General features: G+C 70.1%; 17 protein-coding genes. 1 reads left to right on the top strand and 16 read right to left on the bottom strand.

The window, feature by feature from the left end:
* Positions 1–7: 7 nt before the first annotated feature.
* From DLJ53_RS34605 to DLJ53_RS00650, 7 genes are all read right to left on the bottom strand, one after another.
* Positions 8–5,383 carry an HlyD family efflux transporter periplasmic adaptor subunit gene (locus DLJ53_RS34605; protein ID WP_146619850.1) on the bottom strand — a complete coding sequence of 1,792 codons (5,376 nt, stop codon included), beginning with the start codon at positions 5,381–5,383 and terminating at the stop codon, positions 8–10.
* 323 nt (positions 5,384–5,706) lie between these two features.
* A complete protein-coding gene (locus tag DLJ53_RS00675) occupies positions 5,707–5,994 on the bottom strand; it encodes an acyl carrier protein (protein WP_111341449.1) in 288 nt (95 codons plus the stop codon).
* Between the two features lie 239 nt (positions 5,995–6,233).
* Positions 6,234–7,805, bottom strand: a complete 1,572-nt coding sequence (locus DLJ53_RS00670; RefSeq protein WP_202912936.1) for a hypothetical protein — start codon at positions 7,803–7,805, stop codon at positions 6,234–6,236.
* Between the two features lie 4 nt (positions 7,806–7,809).
* On the bottom strand, positions 7,810–8,589 hold the full coding sequence (locus DLJ53_RS00665; RefSeq protein WP_111341446.1) for an SDR family oxidoreductase: 780 nt from the start codon (positions 8,587–8,589) through the stop codon (positions 7,810–7,812).
* An 8-nt stretch (positions 8,590–8,597) separates the two neighbouring features.
* Positions 8,598–9,365 carry an SDR family NAD(P)-dependent oxidoreductase gene (locus tag DLJ53_RS00660; protein WP_111341443.1) on the bottom strand — a complete coding sequence of 256 codons (768 nt, stop codon included), beginning with the start codon at positions 9,363–9,365 and terminating at the stop codon, positions 8,598–8,600.
* Positions 9,362–10,327, bottom strand: coding sequence for an alpha/beta fold hydrolase (locus tag DLJ53_RS00655; RefSeq protein WP_111341440.1), 966 nt, complete (start codon positions 10,325–10,327; stop codon positions 9,362–9,364). The genes DLJ53_RS00660 and DLJ53_RS00655 overlap by 4 nt, the downstream gene beginning before the upstream one ends.
* Before the next feature lie 164 nt (positions 10,328–10,491).
* Entirely contained in the window at positions 10,492–12,075 is a 1,584-nt protein-coding gene (locus tag DLJ53_RS00650) for an alkaline phosphatase family protein (RefSeq protein WP_111341438.1), read from the bottom strand.
* 476 nt (positions 12,076–12,551) lie between these two features.
* Between DLJ53_RS00650 and DLJ53_RS00645 the strand changes: the two genes are divergently transcribed.
* The gene (locus DLJ53_RS00645; protein ID WP_111341435.1) at positions 12,552–12,977 is read left to right on the top strand and encodes a hypothetical protein; all 426 of its coding nucleotides are present in this window, start codon (positions 12,552–12,554) and stop codon (positions 12,975–12,977) included.
* An 81-nt stretch (positions 12,978–13,058) separates the two neighbouring features.
* On the opposite strand, the gene DLJ53_RS00640 is transcribed toward DLJ53_RS00645, so the two are convergent.
* The 9 genes from DLJ53_RS00640 to DLJ53_RS00600 form a co-directional block, all read right to left on the bottom strand.
* Entirely contained in the window at positions 13,059–14,735 is a 1,677-nt protein-coding gene (locus DLJ53_RS00640; protein ID WP_111341432.1) for a cisplatin damage response ATP-dependent DNA ligase, read from the bottom strand.
* A gap of 122 nt (positions 14,736–14,857) precedes the next feature.
* Positions 14,858–15,100, bottom strand: a complete 243-nt coding sequence (locus DLJ53_RS00635) for a hypothetical protein (protein ID WP_111341430.1) — start codon at positions 15,098–15,100, stop codon at positions 14,858–14,860.
* Between the two features lie 253 nt (positions 15,101–15,353).
* Entirely contained in the window at positions 15,354–17,621 is a 2,268-nt protein-coding gene (locus DLJ53_RS00630; protein ID WP_111341427.1) for a GumC family protein, read from the bottom strand.
* A 115-nt stretch (positions 17,622–17,736) separates the two neighbouring features.
* Complete coding sequence (locus DLJ53_RS00625) at positions 17,737–18,393, bottom strand: sugar transferase (protein WP_211100527.1); 657 nt, start codon at positions 18,391–18,393, stop codon at positions 17,737–17,739.
* Between the two features lie 102 nt (positions 18,394–18,495).
* Complete coding sequence (locus DLJ53_RS00620) at positions 18,496–19,029, bottom strand: hypothetical protein (protein WP_146619849.1); 534 nt, start codon at positions 19,027–19,029, stop codon at positions 18,496–18,498.
* Between the two features lie 553 nt (positions 19,030–19,582).
* Positions 19,583–21,301 carry a gamma-glutamyltransferase gene (gene ggt, locus DLJ53_RS00615; RefSeq protein WP_111341421.1) on the bottom strand — a complete coding sequence of 573 codons (1,719 nt, stop codon included), beginning with the start codon at positions 21,299–21,301 and terminating at the stop codon, positions 19,583–19,585.
* A 97-nt stretch (positions 21,302–21,398) separates the two neighbouring features.
* Complete coding sequence (locus tag DLJ53_RS00610) at positions 21,399–22,568, bottom strand: hypothetical protein (RefSeq protein WP_111341418.1); 1,170 nt, start codon at positions 22,566–22,568, stop codon at positions 21,399–21,401.
* A gap of 246 nt (positions 22,569–22,814) precedes the next feature.
* On the bottom strand, positions 22,815–23,369 hold the full coding sequence (gene ppa, locus DLJ53_RS00605; protein WP_111341417.1) for an inorganic diphosphatase: 555 nt from the start codon (positions 23,367–23,369) through the stop codon (positions 22,815–22,817).
* Between the two features lie 195 nt (positions 23,370–23,564).
* Complete coding sequence (locus tag DLJ53_RS00600) at positions 23,565–24,539, bottom strand: NAD-dependent epimerase/dehydratase family protein (RefSeq protein WP_111341414.1); 975 nt, start codon at positions 24,537–24,539, stop codon at positions 23,565–23,567.
* Between the last annotated feature and the right edge of the window lie 318 nt (positions 24,540–24,857).

The following is a 24,857-nucleotide window of genomic DNA, read 5'->3' as shown; positions in this document are numbered from 1 at the left end:
CACGGGTCTACGGGATCCAGGACCAGACCTCGATCTGGAAGAAGCGCATGAAGAAGCGCAGGTACGCCTCCCACACCCGCATCTCCGCGCCGTCCACCTTGGCGTAGCCGGTCATCGCCGGGCGCAGGTATCCCTCGGTGTTCGGCACCGTCGCGCGCACGCGCACCACCGTTCCGTACTCGCGCTCCTCCGCGGCGGGTGCGACCTCGGTCACGACGCCGGGGACTTCCTGGTCCATGTTGCTCCACGACTTCAGGCGGACCGTGTCGCCGGGGGAGATCAGGGTGATGTCCGTCTGCGGCATGTCGATCTGCGCCTCGACGGTGCGGGTGTCCTCCAGCGTCAGGAACTCCTCGCCGGTCTTCATCCAGTCGCCCGCCAGAAGGTGTACGTTGGGCGTGATGATGTTGCCGTCGATGGGGGCGCGGATGCGGGTGCGCTCGAGCTGGTCGAGCGCATACTGGTGCTGGTGGGTCAGCCGCTCGACCTCGGCCTTCGCGGCGTCGAGCTCGGCCTTGGTGGCGGGGCTCTTCACGAGCTTCAGGTTCGCCTCGGCGACCTTCAGCGCCGCCTGGTCGGTCTCGTCGCGGGAGACGGCACGTTCCCAGTCGCTGGTGGAAATGACGCCGCGGTCGACGAGGCGCTTGGCGCGGTCGGCCTCGGCGCGGCTGTAGACGCCGCGCGTGCGCGCGCTCTCCACCTGTGTCTCGGCGAGGGCGATCTGCTCGGGCTTGGCGCCGTCCTCGAGGCGCTGCAGGGTCGCCTTCGCCTCGTCGAGCTGGGCCTTGGTCACCTGCACGTCGCGCTGCTGGTCCCAGTCGGAGAGGCGGGCGAGCACCTGATCCTTGGTGACCCACTGGCCCTCGCGCACCAGGACCTCCATCACCTCGCCTTCGGTCCGGGCGGTGGCGTTGTTGCGCTGCATCGGCAGGATCTCGAACGATCCGGACGCCTCGTACTGGTAGGGCAGGAACGCCACCACCAGCAGCGCGCACGCGATCACCACCCAGAACACGCGTCCGCGCGCGCCGAGGCTCGCCGGCTGCTCCTTGGCCTCCGTCGTCGCGCCGAAGCGGCTGGCTATGAGCTGCTGCATCATCTGCGGATCGAGCCCGCCCGCCGCGCGCTGGCCGACCGACGATCGCAGCGCGAACACCCACATCGCGAAGCAGGCGAACAGCGTCAGGAACATGAATGCGCCCGGCCCGCGATACTCGCCCATCATCTCGAGGGCGATCACCGACATGGCGAAGACGACGAGCGTCACCGACGACAGCACGACGCCGACGCCGAACAGCATCAGGCCGGGCACCTCCGAGCGGTCGATCTGCGGCGGCAGGTGGTGCCCGGTGGCCCAGGACTTCAGCGCCATGATCGACTTCTGCAGCAGGTGCGGCTGTCGGAAGTAGGTGGCGAGGAAGCGGTACCCGTCGCCGGGCAGCAGCGGGTAGGCCGAGATGACGAACGCCGCGATGCCGACCTGGCCCACGAGGAGGGCGAGCTCCGGGAAGAACGAGCCGTTGCCGCGGAAGACCGCCCACAGGATCATCCCGAGCGAGAAGAGGTAGAGCCGGGCGAGCGACGGCGCCGCGTGCGACCAGAGCTGCCCGCGTCGGCTGAGCGAGGAAATGGCGCTCTGGTCGACGTAGAACCGGGGGATGAAGCCGAGCAGCAGCGTGATGCCGAGCTGGCGCACGTCGCCGCCGAAGGCGCGCACGATCGTCGCCTGCGCGATCCGCGAGGCGAGGTTGACGATGAAGAGCGCGGCGATGCCGCGGCTGATGAACGAGAGATCCAGCGCCAGGGTGCCCGAGTCGACGAGCATCGCGTGCCATCGCTCGACGCCGATCATGAAGGCGAGCGGCACCGTCAGCAGCAGCGGCAGCCACAGGAACTGAAGCGGCCAGAACAGGATGCACAGGAAACCCAGCATGCCGTTGGGATTGAAGAGGGAGACCTGAGCGGGGCCGTCGCTCTCCGGCGGCTCGCCGCCGCCCCCGGCGACGCCGGACTGGCGTTGCCGCGCGGCGAGGTGGGCGAGCAGCGCCTGCGCGCCCGCGCCGCCGCCGAAGCCGCCACCCATCCCGCCGCCCATCCCGCCACCGAGGCCGCCGCCCATCCCCCCGCCCATGCCGGCGCCCATGCCGCCGCCGAGACCACCGAGACCGCCGAGGCCGGCGCCCGCGAAGGGTCCGCCGCCCATCCCGCCGAATCCGCCGAACGCGCCGCCCGCGGCGGGGCCGGGCTCGTCGTCGTCCTCGTACTGATGGATCGGGTCGGCGGTTTCGGGGCGCTTCTGCCAGCCCGATGCGCCTGGCCGCTCGGCCTTCGCCGCGCCACCCGCCTTGCGAGCGGCACCGGCGCGCTCCTGTCCTGTCCGGTCCTGTCCTGACCGCTCCTGTCCGGCGCGGTCGCGGGCGAGGCGCTCGGCGGTATCGCGGGGTACGTCGCTCCCTTCGCGTGCCGTGCGCCGCCGTGTCCCGGTCGCGGCGGCGGAGGAGGAACGGGACGTCGTGCGGGCACGCTGGGTCGTCGCCGCTGCGGGCGCGCTGGCGCGGAACTGCCCGCCGAAATCGTCGTCGACGTCGTCGACGAAGGCGTGCTTCGGTTCGGAAGGGTCGCTGTCCGTCCCAAGCGCGCCGGTCAGGAGGCTTTCGGCGTCCGACTTGGCGACCGCGCGGCGTGCGTAGCGCTCGCGGACCCTGGCGCGGGCCTGACCGGGCGCCTCGGCCGCGGCAACCTCCGTTTCGGTCGCCGATGGCGGGGCTGCCGCTTCGGTCGCCGGCGCTTCACCGGTCGGACGCGGCCGGTGAAAGCTCGAGATCAACCGGCTTGCAAATCCCTTCTTCGCAGGTTTTTCGACGATGCCCCCGTCGCGAAGCTCGACCGGCGCCGCCTCCGCCAGAGGGACGGGCGGCGTGACGAGAGCCAGTGCCCGCCCACTCGGGATCGGCGGGGCGGACGGCGCCCCGGCGGCCTGCTCCATCGCGGCGACCGGCTCCGGCACGACGCCGGCAACGGACTCTGGCACGGCGGCATCATCCGCCGTCCCGTCCTCCGGAAGCAGGGCGTCCGGGGTGGCCGCCTCGTCCGGCGCCGGGCCGGTGCCATCCTCGGTCGCTGTCTCATCCGGCGAGAGGGCGGCGGCCGCATCCGCCGTGGGACCGTTGTGCGGACGTTCGGCTCCCGCCCCGGCTTGCGTCTCGTCCGGCGCCCGGACGGCCTCGAACTGGTCCGCCGCCTCGTCCTGCCGATTGAGGGGGGAGATGGGTGTGCCGTCCTCCACCGTCCCGAGGATGGAGTCCGGCGCGACGTTCGACCCGTCGGACACCGCGGCTGCGACCATGTCCCCGGGCGGGTCCTCGGCCAGCGTCGGCGCGGGGTCCGGCGCGCCGCCGGTTTCCGTTGCGCGGATGTCGGCGGCCACGTCGCCTTGCGTTCCGTCCCCGGTTGATGCGTCGGCGGTCTCCGACGCGACAACCATGCCGTCGGACCCGGGCCTGGTCGACGGTCCGGCGGAAGCTGCCAGGTCGCCAGGAACGCCGTCCGGCTGGGCGTCTTCGCCGGAAGCGTCGGCGGGCACAACGGTGGGCCGGACTTCCGCGGCGGTGGCGCCGGCGGCGACCCGCGGCGTGTCGGCCGGGGTCGGCGCGGGTGACCGCCCGTCGGTCAGGAGGCCCTTGGCCTTGAGCTCGCGGTAGAAGGCGAGGAGTTCGCTGAACGTGAGGCTCTGGCCTGTCGCGGCCTTGAACTCCTTGCCGATGGCGGCCATCGACCGCGATCCGTCGGCGAGCGTGCACAGCACCGCCTCGGTGTCGGAGAGCGGGTGCCGCTCGCCGGTCGCCGGCACGACGAGCGCTGCGGCGCCGCCGTCCGCACGCTCGATGACGAGGTCGGCGCGAAGCTGGTACCGCCCGCTGCCGGACGACGCCCCCGGTGCCTCGGCGCGCGTGCGCCCGCGCCGCACGGCCCCTCGCCGCAGCCCCCGACCACCCGGTCGACCCGCCCGCTTGGGCTCGTCGTCCTCCTCCTGCGCCGACCCGTCGTCCGCGCTCGCCTCCAAGACCGCCGCCGGCAAGGCACGTTCGTCGCCGTCCCCGGCCGCGCTTTGGCTCAGCGATGGAACGACGGCGACGGCCGCCGGCAACTCCGGGACCGGTGCATCCGCCTCCGGTGCGCCGTCGGTTTCTGTGAAGGGTTCCGGAGCGGTCCCCGCGGCCTCCACCGGCGCGACGGGGTGCGCGCCGTCCGCCATCTCTTCGGAGCCTGCAATGCTCGCCGCCGCGGCATCGAAGCCGTCCACGGTGCTTGCATGGCCCGCTTCGGAAAGTTCACGTTCCTCCGTGGCCTCCGTGGCCTCCGTGGCCTCCGTGGCCTCCGTGGCCTCCGTGGCCTCCGTGGCCTCCGTGGCCTCCGTGGCCTCCGTGGCCTCCGTGGCCTCCGTGGCCTCCGTGGCCGCCATTTTTTCCGTCGCGTCCGCGATGCCCGGCCCGGCCCCCATCGCCGACGATCCCCCGGCATCGAGGGTGTCTTCGTCGCGACCGGACGTTTGAAGCTCGGGACCTGCCGTTGCCTCGTCGCCGGCCTCGTCCGGTGTGACGACCTCGAATTCTACCTCCACTTCGTCCGCCCGGCGGGGGATGTACGCGGCTGGCTGATCGGCGCCGTCATCGGACGCGGCGGCGGTGGGGCCGAAGACGGGGCCGTCGTCCTCGGATCCGGACAGAAGGCCGGCGTCGTTCCACGCGTCGACGTCCTCGTCGGACAGGACCAGCCAGCTCGGCCCGTCCGGTTCCGCATCGGCATCGACGTCCGCCACCGCGTGATCCGGAGCGCCGGCCCGGCCGGACATCGCTGAATCGGCGGGATGCCCATAGGCCGGCGTCCCGGCAACGGGCGGCTCGCCGGTCGTCGTTGCGGTGGGGGAACCGGCGCCGACGTCCGGTGTTCCGGCGGCAGCGTCGGCGGTGTCGCCGGGTGCTTCGGCGGAAGGTTCCGGCCCGGTCGGCTCCTCGTCGGAGGCATCGGCGGGCGGAAGCGGCGGTGCCTTGGGGTCGCTGCCGCCGTTCATCAGGCCCTGAGCCTGCATCCGCCGGTAGAGGTTCAGGAGCTCCGTCAGGGTGACGCCGTTGCCGGTCTCCTGACGATAGGCCTTGCCGATCGCCGCGAGCGACTTCGTCCCGTCCGCCAGGCGGCACAGCATGGCCTCCTGCGAGGACAGCGTGCAGCGCGCGCCGGACACCGTGTCGACGATCTCGACGGAGCCGCCCGGCACGGCTTCCACGGCCTGCAGGTCGTCGCGGAAGCGGTATCGCCCGTTCCGGGGGCGTGCGGACGAAGCCGTATCGTCCGTCTCCGGCGTATGGGGCCGCGTCAGCCTCATGGCAGCTGCCGGGAGGCCGGTGCCGTCGTCCGGTGGCGAGCCGCCGCCCGACGCCCGCCACGCGATGCCGGGCACGCGGGCAGGGGCCGCGCGAGGAGGGACGGGGCCGCCGACCGCCCCCGCCACGACCAGACGTGCCGGTCGAAGGTCATCGATGATCCATCACGATAGCCTCGGCCCACGACAAAGCCCCGATTCGGCCAGTCCACGGACACAGCCGGGCCGGCTCGACACAACTACACGACGAGTCGCTTGCACAGTCCAGGCCATGGCGACGCCAAGGTTGGGGACGACCGCTTCGGCCGACCCCACGGTGCCGGTCCCTAGACGCGAAGCTCCGCGCAGACGAAGTCGGTCACCTGACTGACCTTGACGTCGTCGACATACTCGCCGTCGTCCATGAACAGCTTTTCGAACGGCATGCCCTTGCGCGCGAACGCCTGTTCGATGCCGATCGCGAACTGCACGATGTCGATGGACTCGAATCCCAGGTCCTCGATGAGCTGGGTGTCCTTCGAAATACCGCCCGGCAGGTCCAGATCCCAATCTGCGATGGTCTGTTGGACAACGTCGATGACCTTGGTCTCGACTTCCGATCGGGTCGCACCCATCCGCTACAATCCTCCAGGTCCAGAAAGGCCGATCTCAGCCCGTTGACGCACCGCAGCACCCATCGCCGCCGTCGAAATGGTCCGTGTTCGCCGAGGTCTAGCGAACCCCATTAACGTAATAAATGAGGCAATCACGAGCCATAAAACCGGATATCGCGCGCTCTGCCGCATCGCAAGCTTGGTTTGCATTCACACGACAATGTGTCGGTGGTTGAACTGTTGCCTGTGAGCGCGGCGCATCACTGCGCCGCGTCCTGTCCCATCCAGACCTCGAGACCGCCGAGCGGATTATCTTCGTAGACCCACCCGTCGCCGTCGCGCACCGCGACCCGGGGGCCGAAGACGTTGGCGGTGCCGACGAACATGCCGCGCGGCGTCGACACGAGGTTGCGGATGCCGAAGTTGTACGCGTTGCCGAAGCCCCGGCGCGTCACCGGGAGCCAGTTCTCGCCGTCGCGCGTGCGCCAGAGGTCCGCGCCGCCCTCGTTCTCGATGACCGTCTCGGTGCCGAGCTTCTCGAAAAGGCTCCTGGCGCGGGGCGGGCTCTGGTCGAGCTTGGCCCAGCGCATCGTCACGCTCCAGTCGTAGGTGCCGGCGTAGAGCCAGCCGTCGTGCACGGCCATCGTCCAGACGTAGCCGTTGAAGAAGTTGCCGAAACCCGCGCGCAGGCCGCTCAGCGGGTCGATGCGCCGCTCGTCGATCACGCGCGCGTCGCCGGAGATGATGTCCCAGCTGTCGTCCGGGTTGATGCGGATCACCTCGGCGGCGGCCGGCCCGACGTTGTTCACCCGGTCCGTCCCGCCGCCCTGGATGCCGGTGCCGACGTAGACGGAGCCGTTGAAGGCCGCCATCGACGCGACCGCCTGGTTGAGCGGACCGCGCCCGGCGCCCTTGTCGATGATCTTGCGCCACCTGTAGGGCGGCGTGCCGGTGCACTCGGCCGCCCACACCTGCAGGCCCTCCAGGTTGAAGGTGCCGGCATAGAGCTGGTTTCCCTCCGCGACGAGGGTGAAGATCCCCATGTTGCCTTCGTCGCCGAACCCGGGCTCGGAGACCTCGGTCCACACGTCGGTGGACGGGTCGACCGATTCGAACACGATGGGGAGGCCCGCCGTGTTCTGCTGGCCGCCGTCGGTGCCGCGCCGCGCGGTGGGGGCGAAGTAGATCTTGTCGCCCAGCGTCGTCAGGCAGCGCGTGACGGAGGCCGGCGTGTCGAGGATGCCGTACCTCGTCACCCGCTCGAAGTTGACGCCGTCGGTGGTGCGCATGATGTGCCCGCCCGGCGCGCGCCCCGGCGCCCAGGCGGCGATATAGAGCGCCGGTTCCGGGTCGCTCGCCGCCTGGAAGACGGCCATGGAGCGGTAGCCGATCTCGCGCGGGACGAGCTGCCCTTCCGCGCCCTCCACCAGCGGCGCGCGGAAGACCATCTCCCACTCGTCCGTCGCCGGGTCGTAGGCCCAGATCTGCGCGCGGCGGTCGAGCTTGTAGAGCTCGTCCATGTTCTCCGGGCACTCGACCGGCCACACCTCCAGCGGCAGGTCCGAGTAGGACGACTGCAGGCGCAGCATGCACAGGTTGGAGCGCGTGGTGCCGAGGAAGATCCGGCCTTTGAACCAGGCCATCGAGTGGGCGTAGTTGTTGTGTCCGTCGCCGAGCCCGCCGACGCCGACGCGCATGAAGTCAGGCGCGCCGAGGCCCCGGTTGGGGATCGGCGAGGGCAGGTCGACGATGCCGCCGTGGGCGCCGTTGGGCGCGGTCCCGGCGATGGTGGGGGCGGCGCCGCTGTGCGGCGGGGTGGGGCCGGAAGTCATGGGCCTACGCCTTGGCCTCCTCGGTGGCGGCGGCGGGCGCGGCGGCCTTGCCCTTCTTGCGGCGCTGCTGCACCGGCGCGATGACCGGGTTCACGATGAACATGTCGCGCGGCAAGGCGATCAGCCACAGCGCGCAGTCGGCGATGCGCTCGGGCGGCAGCATCGTCTTGGGGCGGAGCGCCGCGCCGCCGAGCTGGTCCCAGATCGGCGTCTCGACCGCGTCGGGCAGGAGCGTCTGCACGCGCACGCCGCGACGGCCGACCTCCTCGGCGAGCGACTCCGAAAGGCCGACAACGCCGAACTTGGAGGCCGAATAGGCCGCGTCGAACGCGCGCCCCTTCACGCCCGAGACCGAGGACACGTTGATGATGTCGCCCTCGCCGCGCTCCAGCATCGCCGGCAGGACGGCCTTGTTGGACAGGAACGTGCCGGTGAGGTTCACGTCGACGATGGTCCGGAACTCCTCGAAGGTGGTGTCGACCATCTGCGTCGGCTGCCCGCTGGTGCGCAGGATCCCGGCGGAGGCGATCAGCGCGTCGATCTTGCCGAACCGCTCCACGGTGGCCGCGGCCATCGCGTTCATGTCGTTCTCGGAGGTCACGTCGGCGGCCATCGTCAGCGGGTCGTTGCCGAGTTCCCCGGCGAGCGCGGCCAGCCTGGCCGGGTCGCGGTCGACGAGCATCAGCTCGGCCCCCTCCGCGACGAACCTGCGGGCGCAGGCGCTTCCGATCCCGCCGGTCGCCCCGGTGATGATGATCGTGCGGCCCTTCAACAACTCGGTCATAGCAATCCTTAACGTCCCGCTCGCCCGCCGCCGCGTACCCGCATCGGCATGAAGTAGGGGTCCAGTACCTTGGCGTCGTGGAGGAAGCCGGTGAGCTCCAGCACGGCCGTCGCCACGCTCTCGGGCGTCATCGATCCGCCGAACGCCGCGTCGATGGCGCTGCCGGCGATGAGCGGCGTCTTCACCGCGCCCGGCAGGATCGCCGTCACGCGCACGCCGTCCTCCTCCACCTCGCGCGCGACCTGCTGGGAGAAGGCGGCGACGGCGAACTTCGAGGCCGAGTAGGCCGAGGAGTGCGGCTGCCCCTTCATCCCCGCCGGCGACAGGGCGGAGCCGATGTTGATCACCTGCCCGCTGCCGCGCTCCACCATCATCGGGATGATGGCGCGGTTCGACAGGAAGATGCCGTGCAGGTTCACGTCGATGGTGTTCTGCCAGTCGGCGAGCGTCAGGTCCTTCACCTGCGGGGGGAGGCCGTCGCCGCCGGTGGTGGCGACGATGGAGACCGCCAGGAGGTCGACGTGGCCGAGGCGCTCGCGGCACCATGCGCCGAGGGCGTCCATGTCCTCCGGCCGGCTGGCGTCGGCGCGAAAGCTCTCGGCACGGGCCGCGCCCGCTTCGCGGAGGGCCGCGACTGTGGCGTCGAGCCGCCCCTCGTTGCGGCCGACGACGGCGACCGTTCCGCCGCGCCCGGCGAACGCCATCGCGATGGCGCGGCCGATGCCGCTGGTGCCGCCGATGACGACGCTGACGTGATCTTCGGGAAGGCTCGTCACGGACGCAGCTCCGTCAGGGCGCGCAGGCGCCTCGCCTCGCGCAGGCGCCTGCGGCCGCGCGGACGCACCGGCGTCTCCGCCGTCTGCCGCGCCAGGAACAGCTCCACCACCCGCGCGAAGAAGGCGGGCTTCACGAGCGGGAAGAAGTGCCCCGCGCCGGGGACCACGACGAGGCGCGCGTCCGGCATCAGGGTGAGGAGCCCGTCGGCGCTGGGAAGACAGTGGGACAGCTTGCCGAACATCAGCAGCGTCGGCACCGAGAGCTCGCCGATCTTGTCCGGGTCGATCAGCGTCTCGTCCTCGAAGTCCTTGCCGGCGCTGGTGTTGGCGAGGAGCGTCTGCCAGCGGTTGAGGCCCTTTTCGCCCATCTCCCGCGCCCGGGCGATGCGCTTGCGCGGCCGCGCCATGGCCGCCCGCGCGCCGCCGGCGGAGCCGCCGCCCGGCGCGCCGGTGTACTGGCTCAGCGAGGCGAGCAGCTTGTAGTCGATGATGGAGTCGTCGCTCGGCGGGTCCTCGAGCCCGTTCGCCTCCAGCACCGCCCGCCAGGTCGGCCAGTGCGGCCAGTCCCTCAGCCGCGTCGCCGACTGCACCCCGCGCACGTGGCTGTCGGCGATGATGAGGTTCTTCACCCGGTGTGGATGGAGGATCGCGAACGCGAGCGCGACGATCCCGCCGAAGCTGTGCCCGGCGATGTCCGCCCGCTCGATCCCGTGGTGGTCGAGCAGCGCGGCGAGGTCGCCCGCGAGCGTCCTGAGGTCGTAGCCGTGGTCCGGCATCGAGCTGCGGCCGTGGCCGCGCATGTCGAACATCAGGACGTTGCGGTTCTCGGCGAGGGCGCGCGCGGCGCCGAAGTACCAGAACGACAGGTTCGCCCCGAGCCCGTGCAGGAGCACCAGGTCGTCCCCGGTGCCGACCTGCATGTAGTTCAGCTTGACGTCGTCAGTGGCGACCAGCTCAGGCATAGATTTGCTGCACTCCAGCCGGCCCGACCGATGGGACCGCCCGGCATCGCCCGGAGGCGAACCCGGACGGGCGAGGCCTGCGATCCCAGTTCAGGCGGAGCCCGCGACCCACGATCAGACGGAGCCTGCGACCCGCGATCGGACGAAGCAAGAGCCTCGCCAGATCAATCCATGTAGCCCAGGATCTTGAGCTGGTTCATGAGCGCCTCGCGCTCTTCCTCGCTCGGACCCTCGCGGTCGTCCTTGCGCTCGATGGCCGCGACGGTCGCCGCGCCGGTCTTCACCTCGGTCGCCTCGGCGAAGGCCGCGGTCGGCACCTTGCCTTCCATGTCGCGCGGGACCGGCACGTCGAGCAGCGTGAGCAGCAGCGGGGCCACGTCGAGGAGGTTGAGGTCGTCGAGACGCTCACCCTTCCTGAAGCTCGGCCCATAGGCCACGAAGATGCCGTCCGGGCGGTGCGTGCCCTCGGCCTTGAGGCGCTGCGACACGACCTCCTTCGACTTCAGGATGGACACGAAGCCGCCGTCGCGCAGGCGCACCGTGATGTCCGGGCAGGGCTCCACGAAGGTGGTGCCGCGCAGCTTGTTGGTCTCGGCGCCGAGGAAGATCGGCTTGCCATCGGCCGGGTCGACCGCCGCCAGCAGCTCGGCCTTCAGCTTCAGGATGAAGTCGAGGTACTCGTCGTCCTTGATGCCGTAGCCGGAGCCGTTGTCCCGCTTGACGAAGATCGCGTTGGAGGAGGGCGTCGGCGCGAAGGCCACCGTCTTCTTCCAGTCCACCATGGAGAGGTGGTCCTTGAACTTCTCGGTGGTGAGCTGGTTGTTCGAGTCCGCCTCGGCCGAGTCGCGCCAGAACAGGTAGCCGTTCCGGGCCAGCCACTCGTTGAGGTAGACGACCTCGGTGGTCGGCCCGAAGCCGTGGTCGGAGGTGATGACGATGTCCGTCTCCGGCCCCGCGGCCTCGACCATGTTCTTCAGGTTCACGTCGAGGCGGCGATAGAAGTCGAGACAGCGGTCGGCGAGCTGCTGGTCGTACTCGCTGGCGTCGGGGTCGAGGTAGGCCGGGTCGAGGTAGCGCCAGAAGATGTGCTGCATCTTGTCCGGACCGTCGAGCACCACGGCCGTCAGTTCGGTCCGGTCGGTCTTCATCATGTGGCAGGTGAGGTCGGCCCAGGCCTTGTCGCGGTCGTTCTGCAGGTCGATCCAGGGCTCCTGCTCACCCTGGTTGAGGCCCTGGATGCACTTCTTCTCCTCGCCGATGTCCATGCCGAGCATCTTGTAGTCGAACATCTCCATCTGCTTGACGTCGTCGAGCAGCGACTTCGGGTACATGCCGTGGCGCAGGTGGCGCCAGGGAACGAACCCGGAGATGAGGTATCCGTCGACCTCGGGAGCCGGGGCGTGGCCGAAGAAGTTGAGACTGGTGGCGCGCAGGCCGGCGCGGTTGGCGATCGACCAGATCGACTCGCAGTGGTTGTCGCGGTTGTCGTTGATCTTCAGGAAGACGCCGCCGTCCTCGGTGAAGTCGGGCCGCATGAAGTCGTAGATGCCGTGCGCTTCCGGGCTGCGGCCGGTGACCATCGAGGTCCATGCCGGCGGCGTCAGCGGGTTGCGCGTCGACTTGAGGATCGCCCGAACGCCGTTGTCCATCATGGAGGCCAGGAACGGCATCTCGCCCTTCGCGATGAAGTGGTCGAGCAGCGTAAACGTCGCTCCGTCCAGCCCGATCATGAGCGCTCGTTTCGGCATTCGTCCACCTCGTTTCAGCCGTCGTCCAACCCGACACCGAGGTGTTGCAAATGTCGTGCACACTCATCGGTATTCACAAAAAAACTATTCGGGCCCGATCTTGTAGATGCGTGCACGTCTTGCATCGGCGCACAGAGAAACTGGCATTGCGCCGCCCGCTGACCCGCCCCGCTCGACGGAAGCCCTGATAGCGTGCGACAAAGTTCCTTGCAATATCGGTAAAGCGCAAGTGAAGGGTTCGCGAGCTAGAGAAGAGAGGCGATCTCCGAGTTGTGAACATGCGTGTGCAAGCAAGTTACTCGGGGGCACAACAATTTCGTCCACCCTCGGAACGTGCAGGCGTTATAGGTTGAGCCCCAAGGATCCCTCCTGCGGGCAAGTGGATTCTTGGGGCGGGGCGTGATTCAGTTGATGCTGCGCGGAAAATGCTCCTATGTGGAGCGGAGTCGTCCGGAGCGGGTCAGTCAAGGATCGGTATGGGACAGAACGGTGAGGTTGGCAGCGTGACGGAAGACGAGACGCACGGGGGCAACGGAGTGGACACGGAACGCCGCTTCGGCGCGTCGGGCGGCATGTCGGGCCGTCCCGTCGCCGGTGGACGCCCCGCCCGTCGCGAACGGACCGCCCGCCCGGCCATCGTTCCGGAGGACGAGCCGGACGACACGACCGAGCAGGTCCTGCAGGACATGCTGCAGGAGAAGCTCGACCAGCTCCAGAACGTCCAGGATTTTCTGCACAACCCGATCCCGTTCGACCTCAAGGAGCGGCCGCTGGAGAGCAGCAGCACGCCCGAGGAGATCGCCGAGCGCCGCACCGAGCTCGTCTACCAGGCCAAGGTGCTGCGCTCGATCCTGAGCGTCATCCAGGAAGAGCTCGACGCACTCGACGCCTACGAGGCGTAGCGCCTCCTACGCTCGGCCGCGCGCGGACCGCGATTCTCCGGCGCTCCCGGGCCCTGGCCTTCCGGTTGCCGCTGCGCCCGGTCAGGCCTCGGTGTCCGCGACGTCGAGGAGACGGTGCAGGACATCGATGCGGTCCGCCTCCGCCGGCGGCTTGTCCCACCTGAGGCGCGAGATCCGCGGGAAGCGCATCGCGACGCCCGACTTGTGCCGCGTCGACCGGTTGAGCCCCTCGAACGCGACCTCCAGGACGAGGCCGCGGTCCGGCTCGTGCGCCACCTCCCGCACCGGCCCGAAGCGGTTCACCGTGTTGTTGCGGACGTACTTGTCGATCTCCTTCAGCTCGTCGTCCGTGAAGCCGAAGTAGGCCTTGCCGACGGGCACCAGAACGTCCCCGTCCTCGCCGGTGGTCCAGACGCCGAACGTGTAGTCCGAGTAGAAGGACGAGCGCTTGCCGGAGCCGCGCTGGGCGTACATCAGCACGGCGTCGACGATGTGCGGATCCCGCTTCCACTTGAACCACGGTCCCTTGGGGCGTCCGGGCACGTAGGCGCTGTCGGCGCGCTTCAGCATGACGCCCTCGACGGCCGCTGCCGCCTCGCCGGCCCCGGCCGAGGCGGGGTCGGACCGCGCGTCGGCAACGTCCCGCCAGGTCGCGAACGGCACCTGCGGCGACAGGTCGAACATCGGCCCGAGCCGCGACACGAAGCGCTCCAGCCGCTCCCTTCGCTCGGCGAACGGGAGCGGCCGCAGGTCCTCGGCGCCGTCCGACAGGATATCGTAGCACCTCACCAGCGGCGGGAACTCGCGCAGCATCCGGGCGCTGACGGTCTTCCGGTTGAGCCGCTGCTGCAGCACGTTGAAGGACTGGATCGCCCCGTCCCGCGCGATCAGCAGCTCCCCGTCGAGCGCGCCCTCGAAGTCGACCGCGTCGATGACGTCGGGGAAGGTGCCGGAGATGTCCTCGCCCGAGCGCGAATAGAGCCGCGCGACGCGCCGGCCGTTCGGCTCGAGGCCCGCGGCGACCTGGATGCGGATGCCGTCCCACTTCCATTCCGCCCGGAACGCGGCCGGATCCTGCGTGCGCTCCAGCTCATCGAGGTCGGTGGGGTTGGCGAGCATCGGCGGGCGGAAGGGCGCGGGGTCGACGTTGGAGGGCGCCGGCGCCCGCCCCTCCAGCCAGTCGAACAACGGCAGGTAGGGCAGGCTCAGGCCGTGCCACACTTCCTCGACCGCGTTGACCTCCACCTCGCCGAGCCGGGCGACTGCTGTCTTGGCGAGCCGCGCGCTGACGCCCACCCGCAGCGCCCCGGTGATGAGCTTGAGCAGCGCCCAGCGGCCCTTCTCGTCGAGATGGTCGAGCCAGTGGGCGATCTGACCCGGGAGCGCGGCCTTGCCCCCGGTCTGCAGCGCCTCGACCACGTCGGAGAGGAGGGGGCTGCCGGGCGGGTTGTTGTGGCCGATCAGCCCCGTCGACTCGGCGGGAGGCTTGCGCGGCCACATCAGCGCGACCGTCTCGGAGAGGTCGCCCACGTAGTCGCGCGAGAGGGCGAAGAGGACCGGGTCGGTCCGCTCGGCGATCAGCGCGCGGATCAGCCCGGGCTTGGCGTTCTGGAAGCTGAGGTCGTCGGTGAGCGCGGCGAGGGCGTAGCCCCGCTCCGGATCGGGCGTGGCGCGGAAATACGCCTCCATGAGCGCGATCTTGCCGTTGCGGCGCGGCTCGTAGCTGAGACGGTCGAGGAGGTGGGCGAAGGCCTGCATCGCCTTCGATGTAGGGAGCGGGGGGCGTTCCGGATAGCTCCCCCGGCGACGGAAGACGATTTGTTCGGCGCGCGGTCGGGCCGGGCGGCGTCAGTCCGGCCGGCGGGAGGCTCCGGGGCGTGTCAGAGGCCGGGCCAGCAGATCCGCACCCGCCGGGTGGAGAACGTCTTCGGATAGTCGCGCCAGACGCGGATGACCTCGACGGAGCAGCGCTCGCGCACCTCGTGGGTGGCGGTCTCGATGCTCTTTTCCGCGGGCTCGGGGACGCCGAGCTCACGGTCGAGCTGTCCCGGCGCCACGTTGGCGATGGCGGAGGTGGCGGCGACCAGGACTGAGACTGCGACCAGTATGCGTGCAGGTGACATGTGCGGCTCAACTCGCTCCCACAGAGGATTGAGTGAAACAGGTGGTTCGAAACGTTCCGGCCCTAAGTGTCCAATATCACAGGTTGGTCCACCATGCCCGCACTGGAGGGGTCGCGCCGGAACATGTCGGCCCCGTCTGTGGCGCCGGTGCACGCCGCGCGGCGGGCGCCCCGGCGCGCCGGGGCCGCGCCGGGGAGCAGCGGTTTCGGCGCCGGACGGCTGCCGGCATCGGGGGCGCGACCGGGAAGGGCCGTCAGGAAAAATAATCTCCTGCGGGGGTGTGGTAGGGCCCGTATCCCTCGTAGGCGGACGTCGCGACCTCTTCGCCGTCGACCATCGTCAGGGCGATGCCGGCGATGGGGGCGTACACCGAGCGCAGCTCGCGAAGCCCCTCCATGACCGCCTCGCCGGGGGTGTCGTCCCAGCGGACGGCGTAGACGATCGCGTCGGCGAGGCTCGCGGCGATGCGGGCGTCCGCGACGGCGAGCACCGGGGGCGTGTCCAGCACGACGAGGTCGAACACCTTGGCGAGGTGGTTCACGAGGTCGGCGAAATAGCGCGAGGCGACGATGTCGGCGGCGCTGAGCGTCCGGTCGGTCTCCCCGGGCCGCACCGCGAGGATCATCAGGCCGGTGTGCGGGTCGACGTCGACCGCCTCGTCGACCGTTGCCGTGCCCTGGAGCACCGCGAGCAGGCCCGGCCGGTTCTCGTCGTGCTTCACCAGCGCCGAGAGGGCCTGGAGGCGCATGTCGCAGTCGACGATGATCGCGGACCGGCCCATCTGCTGGCTGGTCAGCGCCAGCAGCAGCGAGCTCGTCGACTTGCCCTCGCCGGGGACCGACGAGGTGAAGACGATCACCTTCGGCGCGGCGTTCGCGGAGCCGAACAGGAGCGAGGTGCGAAGGTTGCGCACGGCCTCCGCCAGGCGCCCGTTCGGCCGGTCGTAGAGCTGCTGGATGACCTCCGTGCGCTGCATCCCGTTGCCGATGCTGGGGAGCGCCGCCAGTACCGGCAGCCCGGTCGCGTCCTCCACCTGCCGGATGCTGCGGAAGGTGTCGTTGAGCCTGTCGAGCAGGAAGACGATGCCGATCCCCGCGGCTGCGCCGAGCAGGGTCGCGAGGATCATGACGCGTTTCTTGCCTGCGCCGCGCGGCGCGGTCGGCGTCTCGGCGGGGGAGAGGACCCGGGCGTCGGGGGAGATCAGGGTTTCCTGCTGCTGCGTCTCCTCGAGGCGGGCGAGGAAGTTCTCGTAGAGGACGCGGCTCGCCTGCGCTTCGCGCTCGAACTGGCGCAGCTCGACCTCGCCGCGGCGCTGGGCCTGGCCGATCGTCTCGAGGTCGGCGACCTGCTCCTGCAGCGCGGCCTCGCGCTCGCGTACCACCTCGAGGTCGCTGGCGAGGGCGGCCACGATGCGCTGCGCCTCGTCCCTGATCGACGCGCGGACCCGGTCGAGCTCGGCCCTGATGCGCACGCGGTTGGGATTGTCGCGCGCGAACGCCTCGAGCGCGGCGTCGCGGTCGAGGAGGTCGCTCTCCTTGGCCCGCAGCGACTGGATGACCGGAGCGTCGCGGAAGATGCCGACCGAGCCGAGGTCGGTGTCGGCGTTGGCGAAGGCGGTGGAGACGGCGCGGTAGCGCACGTGGACCTGCGCGCGCTCGGCGCGGACGGCAGCCAGCGCGGCGTTCGTGGCGCGGAGCTGCTGGGTCGTGATCTCGGCGGTCTGCCCGGCCTCGGCGGCGAGCTTGGCCCGTGCCGCCTCGACCTTCAGCTCCGCATTCTCGACGCGCACCCTGAGGTCGTGGATCCGGTCGCCCAGCCACTCCGACGCCTGCCGGGTCGCCTCCACCTCGGCGGTGAGCTGCCCCTCGATGTAGGCGCGGGTGATCGCGTTGACGATGTGCGCGGCGACCGAGGCGTCGTCGCTGGTGAATGAGATCTGGATCACCCGCGAGTCGGGAACCGGGGCGAGCTTCAGTCCGGCGCGAAGGGTTTCGACGGCGCGCAGCCTCTTGCGCCGCTCCGCCTCCTTCGGCTCCGCCAGCGCGGAGGGAGGCGGCGGACCGAGGATGCCGATGCCGGACAGGGTGTCGGCCGAGACGTAGGTCCGCCAGTCGAGGAGGTCGGCGAGGCGGAAGGAGGACGCCGACCTGCCCCGGGCGTCGAGGTAGGCGACCACGTCGAGCCGGTCGACCACCTCGCCCAGGAGGCGCGTCGAGGTGAGGATCTCGATCTCGTTGTTGAGCTGCTTGCCGACGGTGTCCGACAGGACGACCTCGCGGATGCCGGCGACGTTGCGGTCGTTGCCGGTGAAGAGCATCCGCGCCGTGGCGGTATAGGTCGGCGTCATCTGTGAGACGACGATGAGACCGAGGACCGCGCCCACCACCGTCGCGGCCAGCATGATCCAGCGCCCGCGCCAGGCGGTGGCGGCGAGCCACCGCAGGCTGACGCCGGTGCGCGCCGCCTCGGTGCCGTACTCGCCGGTGGTGCCGTAGGCGTGCGGCTGGCCGTGAAGGTTCATCGGGCGCGTCGCCCGGCGGGGCAGGCTGCGCGCGCCGATGACCGCGCGGGGACGTCATGGGAGCCGGGCGCCGGAGCGGCGGATCCAAGGGGCCGGGACGGGTCGCCGCGGGCGGTCATCGCGCGCCGTGGCCCGAGAGGACGACCCAGACGGTGATGAGCGCGATCCTGAGGTCGAGGAGGGGGGACATGTCCCGGATGTAGGTGAGATCCGCGGCGACCTTGCGCGCGGTCGCGTCGAGCCCCTCGGCGTAGCCCACGCTGACCTGCGCGAGGCCCGTCAGGCCGGGGCGAACACGGTGGCGCTCGCGGTAGCCGGGGACGAGGTCGGCGAACCGGACGGCGTGGCTGTAGCTGTCGGGCCGCGGCCCGATCAGGCTCATCTGGCCGAGGAGGATGTTGAGCACCTGGGGCAGCTCGTCGACCCGCGTCCGGCGCATCAGCGCGCCGAAGGGCGTGATCCGGTCGACCTCGACGGGATCGTCGAAGCCCCGCTCGATCTGCGCGGCCGGCAGCATCGTGCGGAACTTGTAGATCGTGAACGGGCGCCCGTCCTGTCCCATCCGCCGCTGCGTGAAGAACAGCGGGCCCGGATTGAGGCGCAGGTTGATGGCCCAGATCGTGACGAGGAGCGCCGCGAGCGGCACGAGGGCGGCCGTGGCGACCGCGACGTCGAGGCCTCGCTTGGCTCGCAGGAAGGCCGAGTCGCTTCGGGACTTCGGCGCCGCTTCGGTCCGCGGCAGGACGATCGAGTTCTGCACGACTTGCACCACCTGCAATCGCTTGGGAGGGGGATCGCTGCTCGGCCGCGCGGGCACGGCGTGCCCGTCCGTCTGTCCCGACGTCGCCGCCGGGGCACGGCGCGGCGCGGCTGCTCAGTTGGGACTTTGGGGTGGCCCCGGCAGCGGACCGTCGTTCGGGTTGCGCAAGTTGTAGATTTTGCCCAGCACGAAGTGGATGCGGTGCTCGTTCGCTCCGACCTCGAGGAGGCGGCGGCGCACGAACCGGCGCGTCTGTGCCGCTTCGCTCCGGCTCAGTCCGGCTGCGAAATCCGGGCGGAAGAGGGCGCCCAGGAGGGCGTTGCCGCGCGGCCGGTAGCCCAGCGTCCCACGGGCGAAGTCGAAGATATTGTTCTGGTCGTCGAAGACGTTGCGCCTTGGATTGAAGGAGCGGCGCAGGAAGGTCATGTAGCTGCCGAACGACGCCGTGACGATCGACCCGACCTGATCGCGGATCCCGTTGACGACGCGCCGCGGCGCGGGCGACGCGGGGAGCGCCGCGAGTTCCTGCTTCAGGCTCGCGACTTCGAGGCGGATCTCGGCGTTCGACAGCGTTTGCGCCCGACCTGAATTCAACGTTAGGGTGCAGAAAAGGGCGACCAGGCCCATGGCGATGTCAATCTTGCGCACGATCACCTCTGACGTCGGCCCGGGCGGCGCCCGCGGAATTGCGGTCGATCGAAGGACAGCCCGCCTCCGACCCCTCGTTCCGCCGTGCATTTCCAGGTGACCGGCGGCCATCCGCCCCATGAAAAGTCTGCGGGAGCGGATGGGAAGAACTCTATAAAAGAAGCAGGATGCCATCAAGCATTTAAACTTGAAGTTTTGCCGATGAGTGCATTCTGATGAGGTGCACAAACCTCGAAAATGGCACTGCGATTAATTTACTAGACCGATCATCGATCGATACACAAAGAAATTCTGTCGCTGGGGCCAAAACGTCTGCGCCAGTATTGTGCATTTCGCGGGAGCAATAATGCATGGCCCCCACGCCAAGCCCTCAACCTCTAAATGAGCAGATGTGGGAGGAGACGTTGGTCCGATTGCCTAAATGCCATCGGTCTCGGGTCCCTCGCAGCCCGAACGGCGGCGGCCCCGTCACCGGTCCCGCCAGGGGCGTGGCCCGCGGCGGTTCGCCGAAAATCTGGTCACGCCGCCACGGGACGTGGCGTCCCCCCGGGGCTCAGGTCGTCGGGCCTTCGGCGGGGTCGGTGTCGGGGGTGAGGCCGGTGTGGAAGCGCACTCCCGGGCGGGCAAGGCCGCCGCCGGTCGCCATCACCGTCCCGTCCGCGCGCCAGCAGGCGGCGCCGGTCATCATCCCGTCGTCGCCGAACGCGATCGCGTTCATGCCGCCGGCGACATGCGGGACGATGGCCACCTCGTGGCCCATCGCCTCGAGCGCGGCCATCGCCCCGGCGTAGCCCCTCTCGATCTCCACGACGTGCCCCTCGGTGAAGAGGCGCGGCGCCTCGACCGCCTCCTGCAGGGTCATCCCGTGGTCGATCAGGTTGACGATGGCCTGCATCGCCGAGGGGAAGATCCGCAGCGCCCCCGGCAGGCCGAGCGCGAACGCGGGCCGGCCGGCACGGGTGGCGATCATCGGCGCCATTGACGTCGGCACCCGCTTGCCCGGTGCCACCGACAGGGCGCGGCCCGGGTGCGGGTCGAAGTTCATCATGTAATTGTTCGGGATGAACCCGGCCTCCGGCACCACGAACTTCGCCCCGAAGAGCCCGTTGATCGTGTGCGTCGCCGAGACGATCATCCCGTCGCGGTCGGCGATGGTCACGTGCGTCGTGTCGGCGGACCCCTGGACGGCCGGCTCGGCGGGCAGGACGTGGCCGATCTCCGCCCGCCGCTCCGCCGCGTAGGCCTTCGAGGTGAGCCGCTCCACCGGGACGTCGACGAACTCCGGATCGCCGCTCGACAGGCGCCGGTCGGCGAACCCGATGGCCAGCACCTGGGCGAGGAGGTGCAGCGCATCGGGCGTGCCGAAACCGAGGCCCGCGACGTCGAATCCCTCCAGGATGTTGAGCATTTCGGTGATGTGGACGCCGGAGGAGGCCGGCGGCGGCGGTCCGACGATCTCGTAGCCGCGGTAATGGCCGACGATCGGCGCCCGGTCGATGGCCCGCGCGGCGGCGAGGTCGGCGACGGTGAGGTAGCCGTCGTCGTCCGCGCCCTGGTGGATCCGCGCGCAGAGCGCGACGCCCAGCGGACCGCCGTGGAGCGCCGCCGCCCCGTCCCTCGCGATCAGCCTCAGGCTGTCGGCGTACGCGCCCTGGACGAGGCGGTCGCCGAACGCGAGGGGCCGGCCGCCGGGGAGGAAGAGGTCCGACATGGCGCGGTCGCCCATCATCAGCGGCGCGTTTTCGGCGATCGCACCGGCGAGATAGTGCGTGACGCGGAAGCCACCCGCAGCGAGGCGGATCGCCGGCTCGACCACGTCCGCGAAGGGGAGGTTGCCGAAGCGCGTCTGCATCGAGTGCCAGCCGAGGAGGTTGGCCGGCACCGCCACCGCGCCCGCGCCGATCGCGCTGCGGTTCCCGACCGTCTCCATCCGCCGGGCCGGCTCGTCCGACACCGGCTCGAAGGTCTGCGCGTGCGTGTCGGCCGGGGCCGCTGCGAGGGCGTCGACGACGATGTGCTCGCCGTTCGGAAGGCGGATGTGCGACAGGCCGCCGCCGGCGATGCCGACCATCATCGGCTCGACCACGGTGAGCGCCAGCAGCGCCGCCACCGCCGCGTCGACGGCGTTGCCGCCCGCTGCCAGCATCTCCGCCGCCGCGGCCGATCCCAGCGGGTGGTTGGTCACCACCATCCCGGTGCTGCCGACGGCCGGCTTCTTCTCGCACACCAACTCCACCGGCGATCGAGACCGCCAGCCACCCGAACCCGTCATGTCGTCATCACCCTGCGCGCCGCGAACGGTGCCGAGGCTAGCGCGCTTTGCCCTCAGGTGAAATGACCTCCGAGCGCCGCCGGCTCCGACCGCCGCGTCAGGCGGCGCTGCGGGAGGCGCGGAGCCAGGCGGACGGCTCCGGCACGGCCGCTTCCGGCGGGGAGGACCAGCGGCTGCGCTCGCAGGCGGCGGCGAGCTCGCGGAAGGAGCGGGCCATCACCGCCGATGCGCGCTCGGTGAAGACGCGCATGTTCTCGAGGCAGACCTCCCAGGTCCCCTCGACGAAGTCGCGGCGCTCGGCCTCGGTCATCTTCATGTACCGGTCGAATTCGGCGAGCGCCATGCGCAGGCGCACGTCCTGGTCGGTGATGCTGTCGTAGGTGGTCCCGAAGCCGGGAAGCGTGAAGCCGAGGTCCTCCAGCAGCCCCACGACACCGGCGTTGCCGGCGATCACCGCCCGATGCCCGGCCATAAGGACCTTGAGCGACTTCTCGGTGTAGCGCTCGAAGTTCTGCGCCATCTCGGTCTCGACAACGAGAGAGACGGGCGTGTCGTAGGCCGGGATCGCGACGCTGTAGATGAAGCTCTCCTTCTCCAGCTCCTCGAAGTTGACGTAGGGCCACTCGGCGGAGAGGGCGGTGTCGATCTCCGCCGCGAAGGAGGGGAACTGGAAGCGCGCCATGGCGATCATCTCGTCGAGCCGGCCGCCGTCGCGCGCGGCGGGGTCGCCGCGGAAGCTGACGTTGCCGGCCTCGAGATAGCCGTTCGCCTTCAGCCAGCCGAACACGACGATCTTGGGCGTGCGCGGCCGGTTGAGGAGGCAGGTGAACAGCTTCCCGGGCGACGCATCGGGCCGGCGGCGGGCGATCAGGTCGTCCAGCCGGGTCCGGCGCTGGGTGTTGTAGAGCGTGCGGACGAAGCTGTGCATGAAGATGGCGGTCAGCCGCTCGTCGCCGAGCGCGCGCACGGCGCGGACGTAGTCGTGGTTCTGGCAAAGGACCACGATGCGGCAGCCCTTCGGGAGCGCCTCGAGGAGATCGGTGGTCGTCTGCGGCATGACGGCAAACGCCTCGGTCGAGCGGTCGAGCACGATCGTGCCGCCCTTGTCATGCGCCCGGACCAGCTTGGCGATCTCGCCGTTGGTCTTGATGCCGATGTGATAGATGAAGACCCGGCCGGGCCCTTCGACGAAGGGGGCGCCGTCACCGGCCTGGATGATGCGGAGCACCGGCGACTCGGCGTCCCCGGCCTGCTGGATATTGATCATACCCCTCTCACGCCGACGTTGTCGGGCGGCTGCCGACGACGGCATCCGCCGGTCGCCTCGCCCAACCCGATGGTGCGAGGGGAGCCCCCGCGGCCGGGGGCATCGTTACCGCCCCGCGGACCGATCGGCAAACGCGGCCGGCCGTGCGCGGGTCGTCTGCGGAGGGCGCCTCAGCGACATCCCCTCCGCTCCGTCTTCGTTCTGCCTCCCGGTCCGACGGGCCGGTGGGCGAGGCGGGCCGTCCGCCTATTCGGCGGCGACGTAGGTGTCGCCGGCGGCCTTCGCGCGCTCGATCGCCTCGACGATGAGCTGCTTGGCCTCGTCAACGTCGCCCCAGCCGTGGATCTTCACCCACTTGCCGGGCTCGAGGTCCTTGTAGTGCTCGAAGAAGTGCTGGATCTGCTCCAGCGTGATCGAGGGCATGTCCTTGTACGACAACAGCTTCTCGTAGCGGCGGGTGAGCTTTGTCACCGGCACGGCGATGATCTTCTCGTCCATGCCGCCATCGTCCTCCATCTTGAGGACGCCGATCGGGCGGGCCTTCATCACCGCGCCCGGGATGATCGGACGGGTCGAGGCGATCATCACGTCGATCGGGTCGCCGTCTTCCGACAGCGTGTGCGGCACGAAGCCGTAGTTCACCGGATAGCGCATCGGCGTGTAGAGGAAGCGGTCGACCCAGAGGGTGCCGGACGCCTTGTCGAGCTCGTACTTGATCGGCTCGCCGCCCACGGGCACCTCGATGATGACATTGATGTCCTCGGGAGGGTTTTTCCCGATGGGAATGGCGTCGATACGCATCGCATTGTCTCCTTGGCGGCAAGCCGTCAACCGCACCGCTCGCGGCGGTCCCGCCGATAGCATGTGACGTTACTAGCGGGAAAGCTTTAGATGCCGAACTGATTTGTCGCTTCGAAGGCAAATCGCTTTTACGGCATTGTTTTTCCCCGGCCGACAAGCGCCGCTGCACCCGTCGCGCGCCGGGATAAGGGCGGCCTATGAGGGCGTCGCCAGCGGCACTTCCTTCTCCCTGACGACGCGGCGCTTGTCGTCGAGGACGGCCCGCAAGGTGTCGTCGATGGAGCGCTCCGGCGGCCATGGCATCAGCTTGCGCAGACGCTCGGTCGAGGCGGTGGCGACGGCGATCTCGTTCGGCCTCAGCCGCGCCGGATCGACCTCGACCCTGACGGGCACGCTCGCCATCGCGCGCAGCTTGTCGAGGAGGGTCTCCATCTTCGTCGCCTCGCCGCGGGCGATGTTCAGGATGGAGCGCTGCGGCAGCCTGTCGGCGAGCTTCAGGAGCGCGACGTAGGTCGCCGCCACGTCGCGCACGTCCATGATGTCGCGCGCGGCGCTGAGGTTGCCCACCTTCATCACCGGCGGCACGAGGCCGGCCTCCATCCTGGCGAGTTGTGCCGCGAAGGAGGCGATGGCGAACGTCTCCGTCTGCCCGACGCCGATATGGTTGAACGGGCGCGCGACGATCAGCCTGGCCGTCTCCGGCAGCATCGACATGAAGGTGTGTTCGGCCACGACCTTGGAGCAGGCATAGGGGCCGTTCGGCCGCGGGCGGGTCGTCTCGTCGACGGTCCCGTCGTTGAGGGCGCGGCCGTAGACCTCGGCGGAGCTCGCGGCGAGCACCAGCGCGTCGGGCGCGTACTGGTCGATCGCACGCGCCACCCAGACGGACGCGGTCACGTTGTCCCGCCACACGGCCTCGGCGTTCTGCCGCGAGAGGCCGACCGAGGAGTAGGCCGCGAGGTGCACGACGATCCCCGGCGCCGTGTCGCGCATCAGCTCGAACGTCTGCTCCTTGACGCTGAGGTCGCAGGCCACCGTCCCCGGCTTCGTCTCCGGTCCCCGCACCACTTCGATCACAGGGGTGTCCGGGAACGCCGCGCGCAGCATGGGGGCAATGATCTTGCCGACGAAACCTGCGCTGCCGGTCAGGAGGATGGGGCGATCTGTCATCAACTCAGCGGTTACGTTCCGAGGGTCAGGTCGAGGCCGTCAAGAGGGTCAGTGTCTCACTGCACTATTCTGAACGGCCATGCCAGCAGCGAGGTGCCGGTGCGGGTGTCTCTTGCACCGCCTGCGGGATGGCCGCAACATCGCGTCGCCTTGGCCCTGCGCAGGCGGCACCGTCCCGCGCACCCGTCGGCTGCGGCTGTCGGGCCGCCGGCACGGAAGCGAGCCGCGCAGCGCGGGCGGACCCGCCGTCGCCGCCGCTCCATGGAAAATCCGTCAGTGGCCGCAGGGCCTTGCGCAGCCGTTTGACGCGGTTGTGGG

Origin of the sequence: Acuticoccus sediminis (genome assembly GCF_003258595.1) — a bacterium.
Classification (GTDB): domain Bacteria; phylum Pseudomonadota; class Alphaproteobacteria; order Rhizobiales; family Amorphaceae; genus Acuticoccus; species Acuticoccus sediminis.
Note: the sequence above shows the minus strand (reverse complement) of the source record. Positions and strands in the feature narration are given on the sequence as shown.

Excerpts from the sequence above, each read along its gene's own strand:
- DLJ53_RS34605 (WP_146619850.1), bottom strand. The coding sequence starts at position 5,383 with ATGAGGCTGACGCGGCCCCATACGCCGGAGACGGACGATACGGCTTCG.
- DLJ53_RS00675 (WP_111341449.1), bottom strand. The coding sequence starts at position 5,994 with ATGGGTGCGACCCGATCGGAAGTCGAGACCAAGGTCATCGACGTTGTC.
- DLJ53_RS00670 (WP_202912936.1), bottom strand. The coding sequence starts at position 7,805 with ATGACTTCCGGCCCCACCCCGCCGCACAGCGGCGCCGCCCCCACCATC.
- DLJ53_RS00665 (WP_111341446.1), bottom strand. The coding sequence starts at position 8,589 with ATGACCGAGTTGTTGAAGGGCCGCACGATCATCATCACCGGGGCGACC.
- DLJ53_RS00655 (WP_111341440.1), bottom strand. The coding sequence starts at position 10,327 with ATGCCTGAGCTGGTCGCCACTGACGACGTCAAGCTGAACTACATGCAG.
- DLJ53_RS00650 (WP_111341438.1), bottom strand. The coding sequence starts at position 12,075 with ATGCCGAAACGAGCGCTCATGATCGGGCTGGACGGAGCGACGTTTACG.
- DLJ53_RS00645 (WP_111341435.1), top strand. The coding sequence starts at position 12,552 with ATGGGACAGAACGGTGAGGTTGGCAGCGTGACGGAAGACGAGACGCAC.
- DLJ53_RS00640 (WP_111341432.1), bottom strand. The coding sequence starts at position 14,735 with ATGCAGGCCTTCGCCCACCTCCTCGACCGTCTCAGCTACGAGCCGCGC.
- DLJ53_RS00635 (WP_111341430.1), bottom strand. The coding sequence starts at position 15,100 with ATGTCACCTGCACGCATACTGGTCGCAGTCTCAGTCCTGGTCGCCGCC.
- DLJ53_RS00630 (WP_111341427.1), bottom strand. The coding sequence starts at position 17,621 with ATGAACCTTCACGGCCAGCCGCACGCCTACGGCACCACCGGCGAGTAC.
- ggt (WP_111341421.1), bottom strand. The coding sequence starts at position 21,301 with ATGACGGGTTCGGGTGGCTGGCGGTCTCGATCGCCGGTGGAGTTGGTG.
- DLJ53_RS00610 (WP_111341418.1), bottom strand. The coding sequence starts at position 22,568 with ATGATCAATATCCAGCAGGCCGGGGACGCCGAGTCGCCGGTGCTCCGC.
- ppa (WP_111341417.1), bottom strand. The coding sequence starts at position 23,369 with ATGCGTATCGACGCCATTCCCATCGGGAAAAACCCTCCCGAGGACATC.
- DLJ53_RS00600 (WP_111341414.1), bottom strand. The coding sequence starts at position 24,539 with ATGACAGATCGCCCCATCCTCCTGACCGGCAGCGCAGGTTTCGTCGGC.